We start from the raw sequence: 16,855 nt of genomic DNA, 5'->3' as shown, positions 1-16,855 counted from the left end.
CGCTTGTCAGACGCTGCGGCGCTTGGCGGTGACTTCGATCTCGACCTTCATCTCGGGCTTGGCGAGGGCGGAGACAACCAGCAACGTCGCCGCCGGCCTGATGTCGCCGAGAACCTCGCCGCAGACGGCGAAGTGGGCATCGATGTAGCTGGCGTCGGTGACGTAGTAGGTCGCACGGACGATATCGGCCATCTCGAATCCGCCCTCCTTCAGGGCGGCTTCGATGGTCTTGAAGCAGTTGCGTGACTGGCTCGTGACATCGGCCGGCATCGTCATCGTCGTGTAATCGTAGCCGGTGGTTCCCGCGACGAAGGCGAAATCGCCATCGATCACGGCGCGGCTGTAGCCGACGGTCTTCTCGAGCGGGGAGCCGGTGGAGATCAGGCGACGAGACATGTTTTGGACCTCGACTGAAAGGGGTGTTTCGCGGGGTTAAAAGGCGTTTCCGGCGCCTGCGCAACCCCAAAGGAAGGCTTGGCGCAGGCACGGCCGGGCATTGCCGCAGGATGCTGCGGCTTCGGTTTTCGCTATGAAAGCGATCCCTTAGGCCGCGTGCGCGTGGAGGGCGCGAACCGCCCTCCGTTTGGGCAGGGCCGCGCCGGTCGGGACGATCATCCCCTCGGCACCATCCAGTGCGCGGTCGCTGAACTCGATCGCCAGCAGGCGGTCGCGCTCGAACGGGCCGGGTAGCGACAGCGTGCCGGTCTTCTCGGCCGAGAAGCCGAAGCGGGCGTAATAGGGGGCATCGCCGAGCAGGATCACGGCGCCATGCCCGCGCGCCCGGGCGGCGGCCAGCGCTTGATGCATCAGCGCGGCGCCGATCCCGAGCTCGCGGAAGGCAGGGTCGACCGCCAGCGGTCCGAGGACCAGAGCGGGCCTGCCTCCGGCGCTGACGTGCCACAACCGCACGGTTCCCACGAGTGTCCCCTCGCGCATGGCCGACAGGGCAAGGCCTGCGGCAGGTGCGCGCCCGTCGCGGAGGCGCTGGCAGGTGCGGCCATGGCGATTCTCGCCAAAGCACGTATCGAGCAACGCTTCACGCATCGCGACGTCGGCAGCACGTTCCGCACGGATCGCGAACGGAGCGGCTTTCGAAGTGAGGGCGACTTGTGGCTTCCGAGGAGCAGTCATGGCGCGTCAGTCCCCGCTTGAGCCGACGCGCGTGCAGCACGCCGGTCCAAGACGTCGTCAGAAATCGAAGATGTCAGGGAGGAGCCGGCAAGCCGGCTCCCGGGTTCGTCAGGCCTCAGAAGAGAGGCAGCTTAGATGTGGTACGTCTTGAGCGGCGGGATGCCGTTGAACGCCACCGCCGAGTAGGTCGACGTATAGGCCCCGGTGCCCTCGATCAGCAGCTTGTCGCCGATCTCGAGCGTGACGGGGAGCGGGTACGGGTTCTTCTCGTACAGCACGTCGGCGCTGTCGCAGGTCGGGCCGGCGAGCACGCACGGGGTCATGTCCGCGCCGTCATGCGGGGTGCGGATGGCGTAGCGGATCGACTCGTCCATGGTCTCGGCGAGACCGCCGAACTTGCCGATGTCCAGGTACACCCAGCGCACCTCGTCCTCGTCGCTCTTCCTCGAGATGAGCACGACCTCGGACTCGATGATGCCGGCGTTGCCCACCATGCCGCGGCCCGGCTCGATGATGGTCTCCGGAATCTGGTTGCCGAAGTGCTTGCGCAGCGCACGGAAGATCGAGCGGCCGTAGGTCACGACCGGCGGCACGTCCCTCAGGTACTTGGTCGGGAAGCCGCCGCCCATGTTGACCATGGACAGGTTGATGCCGCGCTCGGCGCAGTCGCGAAACACCTGCGAGGCCATCGCCAGCGCACGATCCCACGCCTTCACCTTGCGCTGCTGCGAGCCGACATGGAAGGAGATGCCGCACGGCTCCAGGCCCAGGCGCTTGGCGACGTCGAGCACGTCGACGGCCATCTCCGGGTCGCAGCCGAACTTGCGGGACAGCGGCCACTCGGCGCCGGCGCAGTCATAGAGGATGCGGCAGAACACCTTCGCGCCGGGAGCGGCACGGGCGACTTTCTCGACCTCGGCGGCGCAGTCGACCGCGAACAGGCGAATGCCGAGCGCGAAGGCGCGCGCGATGTCGCGCTCCTTCTTGATCGTGTTGCCGAAGGAGATGCGGTCGGGCGTCGCACCTGCGGCCAGCGCCATCTCGATCTCGGCGACCGTCGCGGTGTCGAAGCAGGAGCCCATGGAGGCGAGCAGCGACAGCACTTCCGGCGCCGGGTTCGCCTTGACGGCGTAGAACACGCGGCTGTCGGGCAGCGCCTTGGCGAAGCTCTGGTAATTGTCGCGCACGACCTCGAGGTCGACGACGAGGCACGGCTCGGTGTCGAGACCTTCCTTGCGGCGGTTGCGCAGGAATTCCTGGATACGTTCGGTCATGGCACTCTCCAACGGTCCCAGCGACGGGATCCGCATCAACGTGACGTCGGATAAGAGTGCTTCGGCCACATCGCGCGATGGAGGCGCGTTGAGGCCAAAAAACTCAAACCGGACTGTGCTGCCGTGGATTGGTTGGGAGAGCTTCCCGCCCGCACACCTGGCAATGAAGGACAAGCCTTTTCAGTAGCCCGCGCCGGCGTTGGACTGCCGGTAGAGACCAAAAAAGCCCGATCCGTCGTTGCTTTAAGTCGCGTCCCCCGTTGAGAGCGGGGTGCGCCGGTTCGCCTCCGGCTGCCAGTCACGGTTGCAAAAAGTGAAGTCACCTTCGACAAGGCATCTCTTGAGAGAGATGCTGGGCTCCGGGTTTGCTTCGGTCGTTCGACTATTCAGTCTTCGACTTCCGCACTTCCGAAGAGCCCCTCGGCTTCTTCACCCCTTGGCGGCTGTCCGGCCTCTTGTCCGGATACCTACCGACTGACACACGACCACAGGCACGTGCGAAATTGGGCAAGACCGCACATAAGCGTTTTGACTCTGGTTCGCAAGAATTTTTTTAGGCTGCGGACAGAATTGCCTAACGTCTGCTTGCGCAGTGTTGCGCGAGCGACGCGGAAGATGAACGTGCGTTAAGTTTTCTGTGTCGCGCGCGTGTTGCTCACGCGCGTGTGCGCGTCAGCGGCGCTTGGTGAAGGGCTCGACGCGCTGAGCTGCGCGGATGAACGCGGTCATCACGAGCACGCCGAGCGTGAACAGCACGGCTTGCAGGATGTGCGTGCCTTGGTCGCCGAGCCCGAACAAGATCGCGAGCGCCCAGCCGCCGGCAAAGGCCGCGCCGAACACCTCCGCGCCGATCAGGATCGCGGCGCTGATGACGGTGATGACGCTCGGCCAGACGATCTGGCGGGAGGACGAGGAAGGCGCGTTCATGAACTCTGGGATCCCAAGGCTTCGAGGGCCGCAATCTCCCCGAAAAGCCGGCCGGGAGCAAGGGCAAATGGCCCAAAAAAGCCCCATGGCGTGCTATAGCTGCTCGCAACAAATCGGCTCAAAAATCGGGACTTGTGATGTCAGAACCCCGCCAGAATACGGACACCGAGACCAATCCGCTGCTGAAGGCTTGGGTGACGCCGTTCGCGACCCCGCCGTTCGACGAGATCAAGCCGGAGCACTTCGTCCCCGCCTTCGAGCAGGCCTTCGCCGATCACGCCGCCGAGATCGCGGCGATCACCAATGATCCCGCCGCGCCCGACTTCGCCAACACCATCACGGCGCTGGAGCGCTCGGGCAAGCTGCTGAGCAAGGTCGCGGCGGTGTTCTACGACCTCGTCTCGGCGCATTCCAACCCGGCCATCCTGGAGATCGACAAGGAGGTCTCCTTGCGGATGGCGCGGCACTGGAATCCGATCATGATGAACGCCGTGCTGTTTGGTCGCATCGCTCATCTGCACGAGAACCGCGCCAATCTCGGTCTCACCCCCGAGCAGCTCCGCCTGCTGGAGCGCACCTACACCCGCTTCCACCGCTCCGGTGCCGGCCTCTCGGAGGAGGCGAAGACGCGGATGGCGGAGATCAACGAGAAGCTCGCCCAGCTCGGCACCGGTTTCAGCCATCATCTACTCGGCGACGAGCAGGAATGGTTCATGGAGCTCGCCGAAGCGGACCGCCAGGGCCTGCCGGAGAGCTTCGTTGCCGCCGCCAGGGCTGCGGCAGAAGAGCGCGGCATGGAAGGCAAGGCCATCGTGACGCTGTCGCGCTCCTCGACCGAGCCGTTCCTGAAGAGCTCGGCGCGGCGTGACCTCCGCGAGAAGGTCTACAAGGCCTTCACCGCGCGTGGCGACAACGGCAATGCCAACGACAACAACGGCACCATCGTTGAGATCCTCAAGCTGCGGGAGGAGAGCGCCAGGCTCCTGGGCTATCCGACCTTCGCCGCCTACCGCCTGGAGGATTCCATGGCCAAGACGCCAGATGCGGTGCGCGGCCTCCTGGAGCGGGTCTGGAAGCCGGCCCGCACGCGGGCGCTGGCCGACCGCGACGAGATGCAGGCGCTGATCACGGAAGAGGGCGGTAATTTCAAGCTCGCGCCCTGGGACTGGCGCTTCTATGCCGAGAAGCTCCGCCTCCAGCGCGCCAATTTCGACGATTCCGCGATCAAGCCGTATCTCACGCTCGACGATATGGTCGCCGCCGCCTTCGACTGCGCCACGCGCCTGTTCGGCATCACCTTCGAGGAGCGCAAGGACGTTCCCACCTGGCACCCCGACGTCCGGGTCTGGGAGGTGAAGGGGCCTGACGGCAAGCACAAGGCGCTGTTCTACGGCGACTACTATGCCCGGCCGTCGAAGCGGTCCGGCGCCTGGATGACCTCGCTGCGCGACCAGCAGAAGCTCGACGGCGACATCGCGCCGCTCGTCATCAATGTCTGCAACTTCGCCAAGGGCGCTGGCGGTGAGCCCTCGCTGCTGTCGCCGGACGATGCCCGCACCCTGTTCCACGAGTTCGGCCACGGCCTGCACGGTATGCTCTCCAACGTGACCTATCCGTCGCTGTCCGGTACCTCGGTGTTCACCGACTTCGTAGAGCTGCCCTCGCAGCTCTACGAGCACTGGCAGGAGCGGCCCGAGGTGCTGCAGCAGTTCGCCCGCCACTACCAGACCGGCGAGCCGCTGCCGGACGATCTGCTGCAGCGCTTCCTCGCCGCGCGAAAGTTCAACCAGGGTTTTGCCACGGTCGAGTTCGTCTCCTCGGCGCTGGTCGATCTCGAATTCCACACCCAGCCGGCCGAGGCCGCACAGGATGTGCGCGCCTTCGAGAAGAAGGAGCTGGAGAAGATCGGCATGCCCGAGGAGATCTCGCTGCGCCACCGGCCCACCCAGTTCGGCCACATCTTCTCCGGCGATCACTACGCCGCGGGCTATTACAGCTACATGTGGTCCGAGGTGATGGACGCCGACGCCTTTGGCGCCTTCGAGGAGGCCGGCAACATCTTCGACCCGGCCGTCGCAAAGCGCCTGCACGACGACATCTACTCCTCAGGCGGATCGGTCGATCCGGAAGCCGCCTATGAAGCCTTCCGCGGCCGCCCGCCGGAGCCCGACGCGCTGCTCCGCCGCCGCGGCCTGCTCGACGACGCCAAGGCGGCCTGATGGGCATGCGCGTCCTGTTGGGGATATTGCTCGCCGCCGCGATGACCCTCGCGGCAGGCGCGGCGAGCGCGCATCCGCATGTCTGGATCACCGCGACCAGCGAACTGCTTTATGCAGCCGACGGCAGCATCACCGGCGTCCGCCACGCCTGGACCTTCGACGACATGTTCTCGGCCTATGCGGTGCAGGGGCTCGAGGCCAAGAAGAAGGGCGCCTATACGCGCGAGGAGCTGGGGCCGCTGGCGCAGACCAATGTCGAGTCGCTGAAGGAATACGCCTATTTCACCTTCGCCAAAGCCGACGGCAAGAAGGAGCGCTTCAATGAGCCGGTCGACTACTTCCTCGACTACAAGGATACGGTGCTGACCCTGCACTTCACCTTGCCGCTGAAGAACCCGGTCAAGCCCAAGCAGCTGGTGCTCGAAGTGTTCGACCGCTCCTTCTTCATCGACTTCCAGATGGCCAAGGACAATCCGGTCAAGCTGGTCGGCGCGCCCGCCGGCTGCCAGATGAAGCTCGACCGTCCTAGCGACGGCACTGCGACCGCGCAGAAGCTCAACGAGCAGACCTTCATGAGCGGCGAGAACACCAATTTCGGCATGATGTTCGCCAACAAGATCACGGTGGATTGCCCTTGACCGGTCGCCTTCAGTCTCCGCTCGCCCGCGGGCTGCTCGCCTGCGCTGCGCTCGTCCTCGTGCTGGGCGTGGCCGATGCCGCGCTCCATGATCTTCTCGCGCAAAATCCCTTTGGCGCGCCGCGCCCGGCACAGGCGGCCGAGCCCGAGGCCAGCGGCATCGTCGGCTGGCTGCTGGCAAAGCAGTCGGAATTCTATCGCCAGATGTCGTCGACCATCCGTGCCGCCAAATCCGACGGCTCGGCGGTGTGGTCCTTGCTCTTCATCTCGTTTGCCTACGGCATCTTCCACGCCGCCGGCCCCGGCCATGGCAAGGCGGTGATCGCCTCCTATCTCGTCGCCAACCGCGAGACCGCCCGGCGCGGCATCGCGCTGTCGTTCGCCTCGGCGCTGATGCAGTCGCTGGTGGCGATCCTGATCGTCGGCATCTCGGCCTGGATCCTGAACGCCACCGCCAAGACCATGTGCAAGGCGGAGGGCGCGATCGAGATCGCGAGCTACGCCCTGATCGCGCTATTTGGCCTGCGCCTCGTCTGGGTCAAGGGCCGCACCTTCATCCGCGCGCTCCAGGCGGCCCAGCCGGTGCCGGCGATCGCCGGCGTGCCGCATGACCATCATGATCACGGCCATCACCATCATCATGATGCGCATGGTCACCACGATCACCATCACCACGATCACAGTCACGCCCATGCCCATGATCACGCCCACGATCACGCCCATGACCATCACGGGCATGACCACGTCCACGACGAGCATTGCGGCCATTCCCATGGTCCGACGCCAAGCGAGCTTGCCGGCCCCGGCGGCTGGCGGCGCGGCTTTGCGGCGATCCTGACCGTCGGCATCCGTCCCTGTTCGGGGGCGATCCTGGTTCTGGTGTTCGCGCTGGCCCAGGGCCTGTTCTGGGCCGGCATCGCCGCGACCTTCCTGATGGGGCTCGGCACCGCGATCACGGTCGCGGCCATCGCCGTCGTCGCCGTCTCCGCCAAGGACATCGCCCAGCGCCTCAGCGGCGGCCGCGATGGCGGTGGTGCGCTGTTCATGCGCGGCATCGAATTCGCCGCGGCTGCCGTCGTGCTGCTGTTCGGTGCGGGGCTGTTGTTCGGCTACATCGCCGCCGAACGGACGACGTGTTTTTGAGCGCGGCCACGATCACCTAGTACCGTCACCCCGCGCAACGGCGAAGCCGTTGTCGCTGGAGGTGGCCGCTTCTTCAGCGGCCCTCGAAGGGCGACGGCCCGGCTGCATCGGGCCGTTCCATCCTTCGAGGCTCGCCCCACGGTGCGTTGCACCGCGGGGCTCGCACCTCAGGGTGACGGATTTAGAGGAGCCGTGCGCCTCACACCGGCAAAAACCTCATCAGCGCCGGCATGAAGAAGATCCCGAGATTGATCGCGAAGCCGATGCTCCAGAGGATCGAGCGCAGCGTCGGGCGGTTGCCGAGATAGGTCAGCACATAGGCGATCCGCACGATCAGGAACAGCACCGCGAGCTCGTCGATCAGGCGCTGCGGCGAATCCCGGAATTCGGCGAGCAGGACGGCGAAGGCGAAGAACGGGAAGGTCTCGATGCCGTTCTGGTGGGCGCCGAGCGCGCGCTGCGCGATGGCGTCCGCATAGAAGGCGGGATCGCGCGGCCGTGAATTGTCGAAGCCGCGAAACCTGATCCATTTGATCGAGACGATCGTCGACAGATAAAGCAGCACCGCTCCGAAGACGCACCATTCCGCGAGTGTCATCTTTCCTCCCCCGCTTGGATGCGACCCTAGCGAAACCCGCCTCATCTTGACAAGTTCGGGGCAACGCGCGACGCAACGGCCATGACGAACGTTGTCCCCATCGAGACTGCGAAGGCGGCCGTGCAGTCCGGCCGCCCGCGGGTCGGCGTGCTCCTGGTCAATCTCGGCACACCCGATACGGCCGATGCGCCCGGCGTGCGGGTCTATCTCAAGGAGTTCCTTTCGGACGCCCGCGTCATCGAGGACCAGGGCCTGATCTGGAAGCTGGTACTGAACGGCATCATCCTGCGCAGGCGCCCGCGCACCAAGGCGCTCGACTACCGGAAGATCTGGAACAATGAGCGCAACGAGTCGCCGCTGAAGACCATCACGCGCTCGCAAGCCGACAAGCTCGCGGCCGCGCTGTCGGACCGCGCGCATGTCGCCGTGGACTGGGCGATGCGCTATGGCAATCCGTCGATCAAGGCGGGCATCGACGCGCTGATCGCCAAAGGCTGCGAGCGCATCCTGGCCGTGCCGCTCTATCCGCAATATTCCGCCTCGACCTCGGCGACCGTCTGCGACGAGGTGTTCCGCGTGCTCGCGCAGCTTCGCAACCAGCCGACGCTGCGGGTGACGCCGCCATACTATGAGGACGAGGCCTATATCGAGGCGCTCGCGACCTCGATCGAGACGCATCTGGCGACGTTGTCCTTCAAGCCGGAGCTGATCGTCGCCTCTTTCCACGGCATGCCGAAATCCTATGTCGACAAGGGCGATCCCTATCAGAGCCACTGCATCGCCACGACCGAGGCTCTGCGCCGCCGGCTCGGCATGGACGAGACAAAGCTGCTGCTGACCTTCCAGTCGCGCTTCGGCAATGACGAGTGGCTCCAGCCCTACACCGACAAGACCATGGAGCGGCTGGCGAAAGAAGGCGTGCGCCGCATCGCGGTGGTGACGCCGGGCTTTTCCGCCGACTGCCTGGAGACGCTGGAGGAGATCGCGCAGGAGAACGCCGAGATCTTCAAGCACAATGGCGGTGAAGAGTTTTCCGCGATCCCCTGCCTCAACGACAGCGAGCCCGGGATGGACGTGATCCGCACCCTGGTGCTGCGCGAGCTTCAGGGCTGGATCTGATGGTTCGTCCCGTGAGTCGCCGCGACTGTCTGGCGCTTCTCGGGATGACCGCCGCGCTGCCGACCGCAGTGCTGGCGCAGCAGCCGAACGCAACGCGCCGGCTCGGCGTGCTGTCGGTCATTGCGGGCGATGAGGTGATCGGCCAGACACGCCTGGCCGAGGCGCTCGCCACCCATGGCTGGAAGGAGCAGGATAATCTGAGGGTCGACTGGCGCAGCGGCGCCGGAGATCGCGCGCGCATCGCCCGGCTTGCCGACGAGCTGATCGCGCTCAAGCCCGACGTCCTGCTCGCGCTTGGCACGCCCTCCGTCGAGGAACTGCGTCAGCGCACCACGACGATCCCGATCGTGTTCGCCGTCGTCACCGATCCCGTCAGCCAGGGCTTTGTCAAAAACCTTGCCCATCCCGGCGGCAACATCACCGGCTTCACTGATTACGACGGCCCGCTCGCCGGCAAATGGCTGGAGATGCTGACTCAGGTCACGCCCAGGGTGTCCCGCGTCTTCGTCGTCTACAACCCCGCCACCGCGCCGTTCGCGCCCCTGATGCTGCGCACGGTCGAGGAGGCGGCTCGGACCCTGCACGTGACGGTCGAGCCCGCGCCGATCCATGATGCCGCCGCGATCGCGTCGCTGGCCGCGCGCAAGGAGGGCGGCTTTCTGGTGCTGCCCGATTTCTTCACCATGGCCAATCGGATGCAGCTCCTGGCGGCGATCAGCGAAGCGCACGTGCCGGCGGTGTTCTGGAGCCGCACCTTCGTCGACGACGGCGGGCTGATGTCCTACAGCACTGACAGTGCCGAGCAGTTGCGGCGCGCGGCGTCCTATATCGACCGCATCCTCAAGGGCGCGCAGGCGGCCGACCTCCCGGTTCAGAACCCCACAAAGTTCGAGCTCGCGATCAACCTCAGGACCGCGAGGGCGATCGGCGTCACGGTTGCTCCGGGCCTCATCGCACTCGCGAACGACGTCATCGAATGACGTTCTCGAAACGGACGCCTTGCCGGATTCGTTAATTTTCGTCGGTAGGTCTGCGCCCGCACGCTTTCAAGAGCCCGTTGCAAATACATATCGTGACCATTCCCTCCTTCTCCGTCTTGTGCAGAATTGGGCCGATACCGACGTGAATCGCGACCGCTGAACCGGTAGGGTCGCGCTCCCGACCAATGACGGCGTGGGAAGGGGCTTTTCCTGCCTTGTTTTTCCCGCCTTGGAGGAAATATGAGCGGCTTCGACATTTTCGCGATTGTTCTGGTGTTGCTCGTCATCGCCACGCTGCTGGCCGGCGTGAAGACGGTGCCGCAGGGCTATGACTGGACCATCGAGCGGTTCGGCAAATACACGCAGACGCTGAGCCCCGGGCTCAACCTGATCGTGCCCTATTTCGATCGCGTCGGGCGCAAGATCAACATGATGGAGCAGGTGATCGACATTCCCGAGCAGGAGGTCATCACCAAGGACAATGCCACCGTGACGGTGGACGGCGTGGCTTTCTTTCAGGTGTTCGACGCGGCGAAGGCGAGCTACGAGGTCGCCAACCTCACCCAGGCGATCACGGTTCTGACCATGACCAACATCCGCTCGGTGATGGGCTCGATGGATCTGGACCAGGTGCTGTCGCATCGCGACGAGATCAACGAGCGCCTGTTGCGCGTCGTCGACGCTGCGGTCTCGCCCTGGGGCGTCAAGGTCAACCGCATCGAGATCAAGGACATCGTGCCGCCCGCCGATCTCGTCGAGGCGATGGGCCGGCAGATGAAGGCCGAGCGCGTCAAGCGCGCCGACATTCTCGCCGCCGAGGGCCAGCGCCAGTCCGAGATCCTGCGCGCCGAGGGCGCCAAGCAGGGCCAGATTCTCCAGGCCGAGGGCCGCCGCGAGGCCGCCTTCCGCGACGCCGAGGCGCGCGAGCGCCTCGCCGAGGCCGAAGCCAAGGCGACGCTGGCGGTGTCGGAAGCCATCGGCAAGGGCGACGTCGCCGCGCTGAACTATTTCATCGCCGACAAGTATATCAAGGCGTTCGGCCAGTTCGCGGACGCGCCGAACCAGAAGATCATCATGCTGCCGATGGAAGCGACCAGCATGCTCGGCTCGCTCGCCGGCATCGGCGAGATCGCCAAGGCGACGTTCGGGGAGAGTGCCGCATCGGCTACGGCCGCGGCCCGTCGCGGCGGTTCGGTGCCGTCGTCAGGCCCGACGCCGCCGGCCGTGCCGCCGCAGTAGGGCATTTGGAGAGGTCGTGTCATGACCGACATGTTCGCATCGCTCGGCAACTGGAATTGGCTGATCTTCGGCTTCATCCTGATGGCGCTGGAGACGATCGCGCCGGGCGTATTCCTGTTCTGGCTCGGGCTTGCGGCCTTGCTGGTGGGCCTGGTCTCATTCGTCGTCACGATGTCCTGGCAGATCCAGCTCGTGATGTTCGCGATCTTCGCGGCAGCGGCCGTGCCGGTGTGGCGGCGCCTCGCCCGTCCGAAGCTGGACGCCAGCGCCAGCCCCTTCCTCAACAAGCGCACCGAAGCGCTGCTCGGCCGCGAGTTCACGCTGGAGAAGCCGATCATCGACGGCTCCGGCACGGTCCGCATCGGCGACACCGTGTGGCGCGTCGCCGGCCCCGACACGCCGGCGGGAACGCGGGTGAAGGTGGTGCAGGTGGACGGCGCGAATTTGACCGTGGCGGTGACGTAGCTTTCTTACCCTCCCCTGGAGGGGGAGGGTCGGCTCACATTGAGCGTAGCGAAATGTGAGACGGGGTGGGGCGACGGTCTCTCCCCATTCAACAGTGCCCGAGTGGAGAGATCACCCCACCCCGCTCGCGCTGCGCGCGATCGACCCTCCCCCTCCAGGGGAGGGTAAGCGAGAGCCCTACCTCTTCCACCGCTCCGCAAACCGGTGCAGCGGCATGAATGTCTCGCACAACTCCCGCCCGAGCGGTGTCAGCCCGTAACCGCCGCCTTCGCCGAGCTCCACGAAACCCGCCTCGCGCAGCTCCGTCAGCCGCGCCTGCAGCACCGTCGGCGAGGCCTCGTCGCAGGCCGTGCGCAAGCTGCGTGAGGTGAGCGGGACATCGCGCAATTCCCAGAGGATCCGCAGGCTCCAGCGCCGGCCGAGCAGATCGAGCAAGGCCATGATCGGCCGCCCGGTGCGCGAGCCGCGGACATTCCCTGATGCTGCCTTTTTCCCCATCCAATCCCTCTTGCGCGATGCTACAGAAAGTGTAGCGTTGTGCTACGGTAAATGTAGCAATGGAGACGGCCGATGTCCGAGGTCACACCGCGCATTGCGGCGCTGGAGGCGCCTTATCCACCGGAGATCCAGGCGCAGTTCAACCGCATCATGCGCGGGGCGCCGCCGCTGCTGCTGTTCCGGGTGATGGCGGGCCACACCCGCGCCTGGGACAAGTTCCGCGCCGGCGGGCTTCTTGATCCGGGTCCGCTGTCCTTGCGCCAGCGCGAGATCGTGATCGATCGCACCTGCGCGCTGACCCGATGCGAATATGAATGGGGCGTGCATGTCGCGATCTTTGCCGGCCCGGCGCGGCTCACTGAGGACGAGATTCGCGCCACCGTGCAAGGCGATGCAGCCTCGCTGTGCTGGTCGCCGGCCGAGCAGGCGCTGATCGCGGCGGTCGATGCGCTGCATCAGCACGCGACCTTGAGTGACGACGAATTCGCCGCGCTCTCGGCGCATTACGATGCGGCGCAGATTCTCGAGATCATGCTTCTGTGCGGCTTCTACCGCACGGTGTCCTATCTGGCGAACGGGCTGAAGCTGCCGCTGGAAGAGAACGCGGCGCGGTTTCCGCAATAGACGTCCTCTCCCGCGGAGCCGGGGAGGGGACTTGCCTCACCCGAACAGCGGCGTGCCCGGCACGAAGGCGTCGAAGGCGGCCCAGAACTGCGAGCGGTAGCGGTCCTGTTCCTGCAGGATCTCGTGCTTGGCCCCGGCGATCACGAGATGCGAGCCGGCCCGCAGATGGTAGGCGAACTCCTCGATTGCCGCGGTCGAGACCACGGTGTCATTCGAAGCGGCCAGCATCAGGATCGGCTGGCGGATCTCGGAGGGGTAGTTCATGCCCTTGAAGGTGTGCATCGCGCGGAACGCGGTGTCGGCCCAGGCCACCGTTGGCGAGGCCAGCCCCAGCGTCGGGTCCTCCTCCAGGATCGCGGCATTGCGCGCATAGCGTACGGGATCGCTCGTCACGGGATTGTTGATGAAGGGATCGAGCCCGGTGAGGCGGTCGCTGCCGCCGGGAACGTAGCGGCCGCCCTGCCCGAGCAGGCGCATCGTCTTGAGCAGCGCGCGCACCGGAAACGAGGTGGTGCGGCCGGGCAGGTCGATCATCGGCGCCGACAGCACCATGCGGTCGAACCAGCGCTTGCCCGCATGCGCCACCCGCAGCAGCACGGTGCCGCCCATGGAGTGGGCGAGCGCGAAGAACGGCGGCGGACAGTCCGGCAGCACCACCTGCTGCACGAAGGCCTCGACGTCGGTTTCGAAATCGGCGAAGTCGCGCACATAGCCCTTGCGCGGATCGCGCAGGCGGCGCGCGGAATGACCCTGGCCGCGCCAGTCGATCATCGCCACCGCAAAGCCGCGGTCGCGCAGGTCGCGCACGGTCTCGAAATATTTCTCGATCTGCTCGCTGCGCCCGGTGAAGACGCAGACCGTGCCCTTGCGGTTCGCCGGCGGAGCCCAGCGCGCAAAGCGCAGCTCGACGCCGTCGGACGTCTTGATCGTGCCGCTGACGCAGTCTTCGGGAACGGGGTTGGACGGAATCGAGACCAGCGTCATGATGGGGAGTGCGTGGGCGCCAAGTGCTGCAAATCAAGGGGCGGGAGCGTCGAAAAGGCGCCAATGCCGCCCTCTTGAACGCCGTCTCGTGCCACCCATATCATTTTCGTGCAGGCCGCTACCAGTGTTTCGGAACCGGAACATCAGGCTGCACACAGACTAAAGCCCGGCCCGATTGGCGGGCGGGTAACCTGAACAGTCGCTCAATGGAGGACTTGAACCATGCGTACCTATGACCTCACCCCGTTTTATCGTTCCACCGTCGGCTTCGACCGCCTCTTCAACCTGCTCGACCAGGCCGGTTCGGACGGCAGCCCCGGTTATCCCCCCTATAACATCGAGCGTACCGGCGAGAATGCCTACCGCATCACCGTTGCGGTCTCCGGCTTCTCCAAGGACGAGCTCTCCATCGTCGCGAAGGAAAACACGCTGACGATCAAGGGCGAGAAAGTCGCCAACGAGAACAGCAAGTCCGAGGTGCTCTATCGCGGCATCGCGGCGCGTGCCTTCGAGCGCGCCTTCCAGCTTGCCGACTTCGTGCAGGTGAAGGATGCCTCGCTCGAGAACGGGCTGCTTCATGTCGATCTCGTGCGCGAGATTCCCGAAGCCAAGAAGCCGCGCCAGATCGCGATCAACGCCGCCGCGCCAAAGGCGCAGGTGATCGAGAACTCGGCCGCGCAAGCCGCCTGAGACAAGCGACCTCCAGGTTGCGAAAACGCCCCGGTGCCCCGGGGCGTTTTTTCATTTTGCATCGCATCACAGAACGGTGAGGACCGTAACGCCGCGGCCTCACGCTCCGTCCTTTGGGCATCGCACCCGAACAAGACGGAAGATGATCATGTCACTTTGGCGCAGCCTTTTCGTCGCCGCGAGCCTTTTGGCGGCTCCGCTCAGCCTCGCTCACGCGCAGACACCGCAAACCGTGAAGGCCAAGAACGTCGTGCTGGTGCACGGCGCCTGGGCTGACGGCTCGAGCTGGTCGGAAGTGATCCCGATCCTCCAGGCCGCCGGCCTCCATGTCACCGCCGTGCAGAACCCGCTGTCGTCGCTTGCGGACTCCGTCGAGGCAACCAAGCGCGCGCTGGCCGAGCAGGACGGGCCGACCGTGCTGGTCGCGCATTCCTGGGGCGGCACCGTGATCAGCCAGGTCGGCACTGATCCGAAGGTCACCGGCCTCGTCTATGTCGCGGCACGCGCGCCTGATGCGAACGAGGATTTCGTCGCGCTCTCGAAGCAGTTTCCGACCGGCCCGGTGCGCGCCGGTATCGTCGAGCGCGACGGCTACACCAAGCTGTCCGAAGAGTCATTCCTGAAGTACTTCGCCAACGGCGTGAAGCCGGAGCAGGCGAGGGAGCTCTACGCCGTGCAATGGCCGACGGCCGCCTCGATCTTCGCCGGCCGCACCACGGAAGCCGCGTGGCGCTCCAGGCCGAGCTGGTACGCAGTGTCGAAGAACGACTACACCATCAATCCCGATCTCGAACGCTTCCTCGCCAAGCGCATGAACGCCACCACCGTCGAGCTCGATGCCGGCCACCTCTCGCTGGTGTCGCATCCGAATGAGGTCGCGAATCTGATCCGGGAAGCCGCGGGGTATCCGCGGAGCTGAGGTGGTTGCGTGAGTGCAAAAGGCGCCTGCAATCTCAGGCGCCTTTTGTCTTGCTCCACTATCTTCCCGCCGTCGTCCCTGCGAACGCAGGGACCCATAACCCCAGGGAGCAGTTTGGCGATGATTCGGAGTTCGGGACTCGCTCCTCATCCCCACCGATCAATCACGCGGTATGGGTCCCTGCGTTCGCAGGGACGACACCGTTTGTGTGGTCATCCCATCGCATCTAACGCGCAGCGCTAATCCAGCCCCTGCGCGGCCGGCATGTCCTGCGTCGGTAGGATGGTCGGAGCAGGCTTGGCTTGCCCGACGGTCGGAACTGCGGCTTGCGGCGCCGTCTCGGCGGGTTTTGGCTGCGCGGCCGCCGTCTGCTGCTGCTGCGGAGCCTGAGCCTGCGGCGCCACCGGCTCGGCGTGCTTCACTGCCGCGGCCGGCGCCTCGGCGCGCTGTGGCGCGGCCTTGGGCAGCGGCACGGTGCGGCTGGCGACATGCGGGATCGGGGCGGGCGGACGCGGCGGTCCGCCACGGACCATGGTCGGCGGCGGCAGTGCGCTTTGCGGGCGGTAAGGTGCAACCGCGGGCTCTTCATACGAAGGCGCCATGCCATAGGCATCGGCGGCCGGCATGAAGCGGATGATCCGGCCGTCCCGGGCGTCGATCACGAGCCGGCCGTCATCGCCATGGCGGTCGATCACCGCGATGGTGTAGACGCTGCCGCGCAGGCGCGGGATGCCGAGCGGCGAGAAGCCGTTCTCGCGCAGCACGGCGTAAACCTCGGTGGGCGGCAGCAGCACCGGGGCAGGCCCGCGCTCCTCATAGCCATAGCCATAGCCGTAACGCGGCGGCGGTGGCGGCGCGTCCGGCGGGGCATAGGGCCCGTCGAAATCCGACACGGCGATCATGGCTCCGCCGCCGCTTCCGTTCGCCGGAACCTGCGCTTGCACCCCGGTCGCAGCCATCGCCAGCGCGGCGGCGGCCACACATCCTGTGAAAAACTTCATGGTCGACACGCTCCTGTCAGGGCCCCGGATGCTCGTGCTCTTTCGCTTCTTGCGGCGTGACGCGCCTTCCGAAGGGCCGATCCGAAGCTTCATTTGCGATTTCGGCGCGGCTTGGGCCGGATCAGGGCGCGTTTGCTTCAAAACGGGGGCTGCGCAACTTTCGGAAAGCGATTGATTGACTTATCGGGAATCGGGACTTCCACGCGCTTGTGTGCTAGACAAAAATTTGGCAAGGTGATGGTTAGGACAGGAAGACTGTCTCAATTTTGCTCGCGGTTCCGGCACAGGGATTGCAGCGAAAGCTGGCACTTTCGAGCGCCAGGAAGGTACCAGGCAAAGCCGTTCTCGGGGACGTAGAACGCCTAGGCCTGAATTTAAGAAAATGCGGCTCGCAAGCGGACGAGCGG

General features: G+C 65.7%; 18 protein-coding genes. 10 read left to right on the top strand and 8 right to left on the bottom strand.

The window, feature by feature from the left end:
• Nucleotides 1–6: 6 nt before the first annotated feature.
• From WN72_RS42795 to WN72_RS42780, 4 genes are all read right to left on the bottom strand, one after another.
• Complete coding sequence (locus WN72_RS42795) at nucleotides 7–396, bottom strand: RidA family protein (protein WP_027562893.1); 390 nt, start codon at nucleotides 394–396, stop codon at nucleotides 7–9.
• Nucleotides 397–543: 147 nt separating this feature from the next.
• Complete coding sequence (locus tag WN72_RS42790; protein WP_092215656.1) at nucleotides 544–1,131, bottom strand: GNAT family N-acetyltransferase; 588 nt, start codon at nucleotides 1,129–1,131, stop codon at nucleotides 544–546.
• Between the two features lie 131 nt (nucleotides 1,132–1,262).
• A complete protein-coding gene (locus WN72_RS42785; RefSeq protein WP_092215658.1) occupies nucleotides 1,263–2,405 on the bottom strand; it encodes a type III PLP-dependent enzyme in 1,143 nt (380 codons plus the stop codon).
• Nucleotides 2,406–3,077: 672 nt separating this feature from the next.
• Nucleotides 3,078–3,332 (bottom strand): hypothetical protein, encoded by a 255-nt coding sequence (locus WN72_RS42780; protein WP_027562896.1) that lies wholly within the window; start codon nucleotides 3,330–3,332, stop codon nucleotides 3,078–3,080.
• A 137-nt stretch (nucleotides 3,333–3,469) separates the two neighbouring features.
• Between WN72_RS42780 and WN72_RS42775 the strand changes: the two genes are divergently transcribed.
• From WN72_RS42775 to WN72_RS42765, 3 genes are read left to right on the top strand one after another with little or no spacing between them, the layout of a single operon-like run.
• Entirely contained in the window at nucleotides 3,470–5,551 is a 2,082-nt protein-coding gene (locus WN72_RS42775; protein ID WP_092215659.1) for a M3 family metallopeptidase, read from the top strand.
• Entirely contained in the window at nucleotides 5,551–6,189 is a 639-nt protein-coding gene (locus WN72_RS42770) for a DUF1007 family protein (RefSeq protein ID WP_092215661.1), read from the top strand. Before WN72_RS42775 ends, WN72_RS42770 begins: the two co-directional genes overlap by 1 nt.
• Nucleotides 6,180–7,331, top strand: coding sequence for a nickel/cobalt transporter (locus WN72_RS42765; protein ID WP_092215663.1), 1,152 nt, complete (start codon nucleotides 6,180–6,182; stop codon nucleotides 7,329–7,331). Before WN72_RS42770 ends, WN72_RS42765 begins: the two co-directional genes overlap by 10 nt.
• A 199-nt stretch (nucleotides 7,332–7,530) precedes the next feature.
• On the opposite strand, the gene WN72_RS42760 is transcribed toward WN72_RS42765, so the two are convergent.
• Entirely contained in the window at nucleotides 7,531–7,929 is a 399-nt protein-coding gene (locus WN72_RS42760; RefSeq protein WP_027562900.1) for an MAPEG family protein, read from the bottom strand.
• Between the two features lie 81 nt (nucleotides 7,930–8,010).
• Between WN72_RS42760 and hemH the strand changes: the two genes are divergently transcribed.
• From hemH to WN72_RS42740, 4 genes are all read left to right on the top strand, one after another.
• The gene (gene hemH, locus WN72_RS42755) at nucleotides 8,011–9,048 is read left to right on the top strand and encodes a ferrochelatase (RefSeq protein ID WP_092215665.1); all 1,038 of its coding nucleotides are present in this window, start codon (nucleotides 8,011–8,013) and stop codon (nucleotides 9,046–9,048) included.
• An 11-nt stretch (nucleotides 9,049–9,059) separates the two neighbouring features.
• Nucleotides 9,060–10,028: an ABC transporter substrate-binding protein gene (locus WN72_RS42750; RefSeq protein WP_167380782.1), complete on the top strand. Its 969-nt coding sequence runs from the start codon at nucleotides 9,060–9,062 to the stop codon at nucleotides 10,026–10,028.
• Nucleotides 10,029–10,268: 240 nt separating this feature from the next.
• Nucleotides 10,269–11,267 carry an SPFH domain-containing protein gene (locus WN72_RS42745; RefSeq protein ID WP_027562903.1) on the top strand — a complete coding sequence of 333 codons (999 nt, stop codon included), beginning with the start codon at nucleotides 10,269–10,271 and terminating at the stop codon, nucleotides 11,265–11,267.
• 21 nt (nucleotides 11,268–11,288) lie between these two features.
• Nucleotides 11,289–11,732: an NfeD family protein gene (locus WN72_RS42740; protein ID WP_027562904.1), complete on the top strand. Its 444-nt coding sequence runs from the start codon at nucleotides 11,289–11,291 to the stop codon at nucleotides 11,730–11,732.
• A gap of 177 nt (nucleotides 11,733–11,909) precedes the next feature.
• Here WN72_RS42740 and WN72_RS42735 read toward each other — a convergent pair whose 3' ends face one another.
• On the bottom strand, nucleotides 11,910–12,230 hold the full coding sequence (locus WN72_RS42735; protein ID WP_092215669.1) for a winged helix-turn-helix transcriptional regulator: 321 nt from the start codon (nucleotides 12,228–12,230) through the stop codon (nucleotides 11,910–11,912).
• Between the two features lie 72 nt (nucleotides 12,231–12,302).
• Here WN72_RS42735 and WN72_RS42730 point away from each other — a divergent pair, with 72 nt between their 5' ends.
• The gene (locus WN72_RS42730) at nucleotides 12,303–12,854 is read left to right on the top strand and encodes a carboxymuconolactone decarboxylase family protein (RefSeq protein WP_092215671.1); all 552 of its coding nucleotides are present in this window, start codon (nucleotides 12,303–12,305) and stop codon (nucleotides 12,852–12,854) included.
• Nucleotides 12,855–12,890: 36 nt separating this feature from the next.
• Here the strand turns inward: WN72_RS42730 and WN72_RS42725 are convergent, their stop codons facing one another.
• Nucleotides 12,891–13,838: an alpha/beta hydrolase gene (locus WN72_RS42725; RefSeq protein ID WP_027562906.1), complete on the bottom strand. Its 948-nt coding sequence runs from the start codon at nucleotides 13,836–13,838 to the stop codon at nucleotides 12,891–12,893.
• 222 nt (nucleotides 13,839–14,060) lie between these two features.
• Here WN72_RS42725 and WN72_RS42720 point away from each other — a divergent pair, with 222 nt between their 5' ends.
• Together WN72_RS42720 and WN72_RS42715 are read left to right on the top strand one after the other, a co-directional pair.
• Nucleotides 14,061–14,528: an Hsp20 family protein gene (locus tag WN72_RS42720; RefSeq protein WP_027562907.1), complete on the top strand. Its 468-nt coding sequence runs from the start codon at nucleotides 14,061–14,063 to the stop codon at nucleotides 14,526–14,528.
• Nucleotides 14,529–14,676: 148 nt separating this feature from the next.
• On the top strand, nucleotides 14,677–15,447 hold the full coding sequence (locus WN72_RS42715; RefSeq protein WP_092215824.1) for an alpha/beta fold hydrolase: 771 nt from the start codon (nucleotides 14,677–14,679) through the stop codon (nucleotides 15,445–15,447).
• 239 nt (nucleotides 15,448–15,686) lie between these two features.
• Here WN72_RS42715 and WN72_RS42710 read toward each other — a convergent pair whose 3' ends face one another.
• The gene (locus WN72_RS42710) at nucleotides 15,687–16,448 is read right to left on the bottom strand and encodes a hypothetical protein (RefSeq protein WP_092215826.1); all 762 of its coding nucleotides are present in this window, start codon (nucleotides 16,446–16,448) and stop codon (nucleotides 15,687–15,689) included.
• Between the last annotated feature and the right edge of the window lie 407 nt (nucleotides 16,449–16,855).

Origin of the sequence: Bradyrhizobium arachidis (assembly GCF_015291705.1) — a bacterium.
GTDB classification, from domain to species: domain Bacteria; phylum Pseudomonadota; class Alphaproteobacteria; order Rhizobiales; family Xanthobacteraceae; genus Bradyrhizobium; species Bradyrhizobium arachidis.
This window is presented reverse-complemented; position numbering and strand designations above follow the sequence as displayed.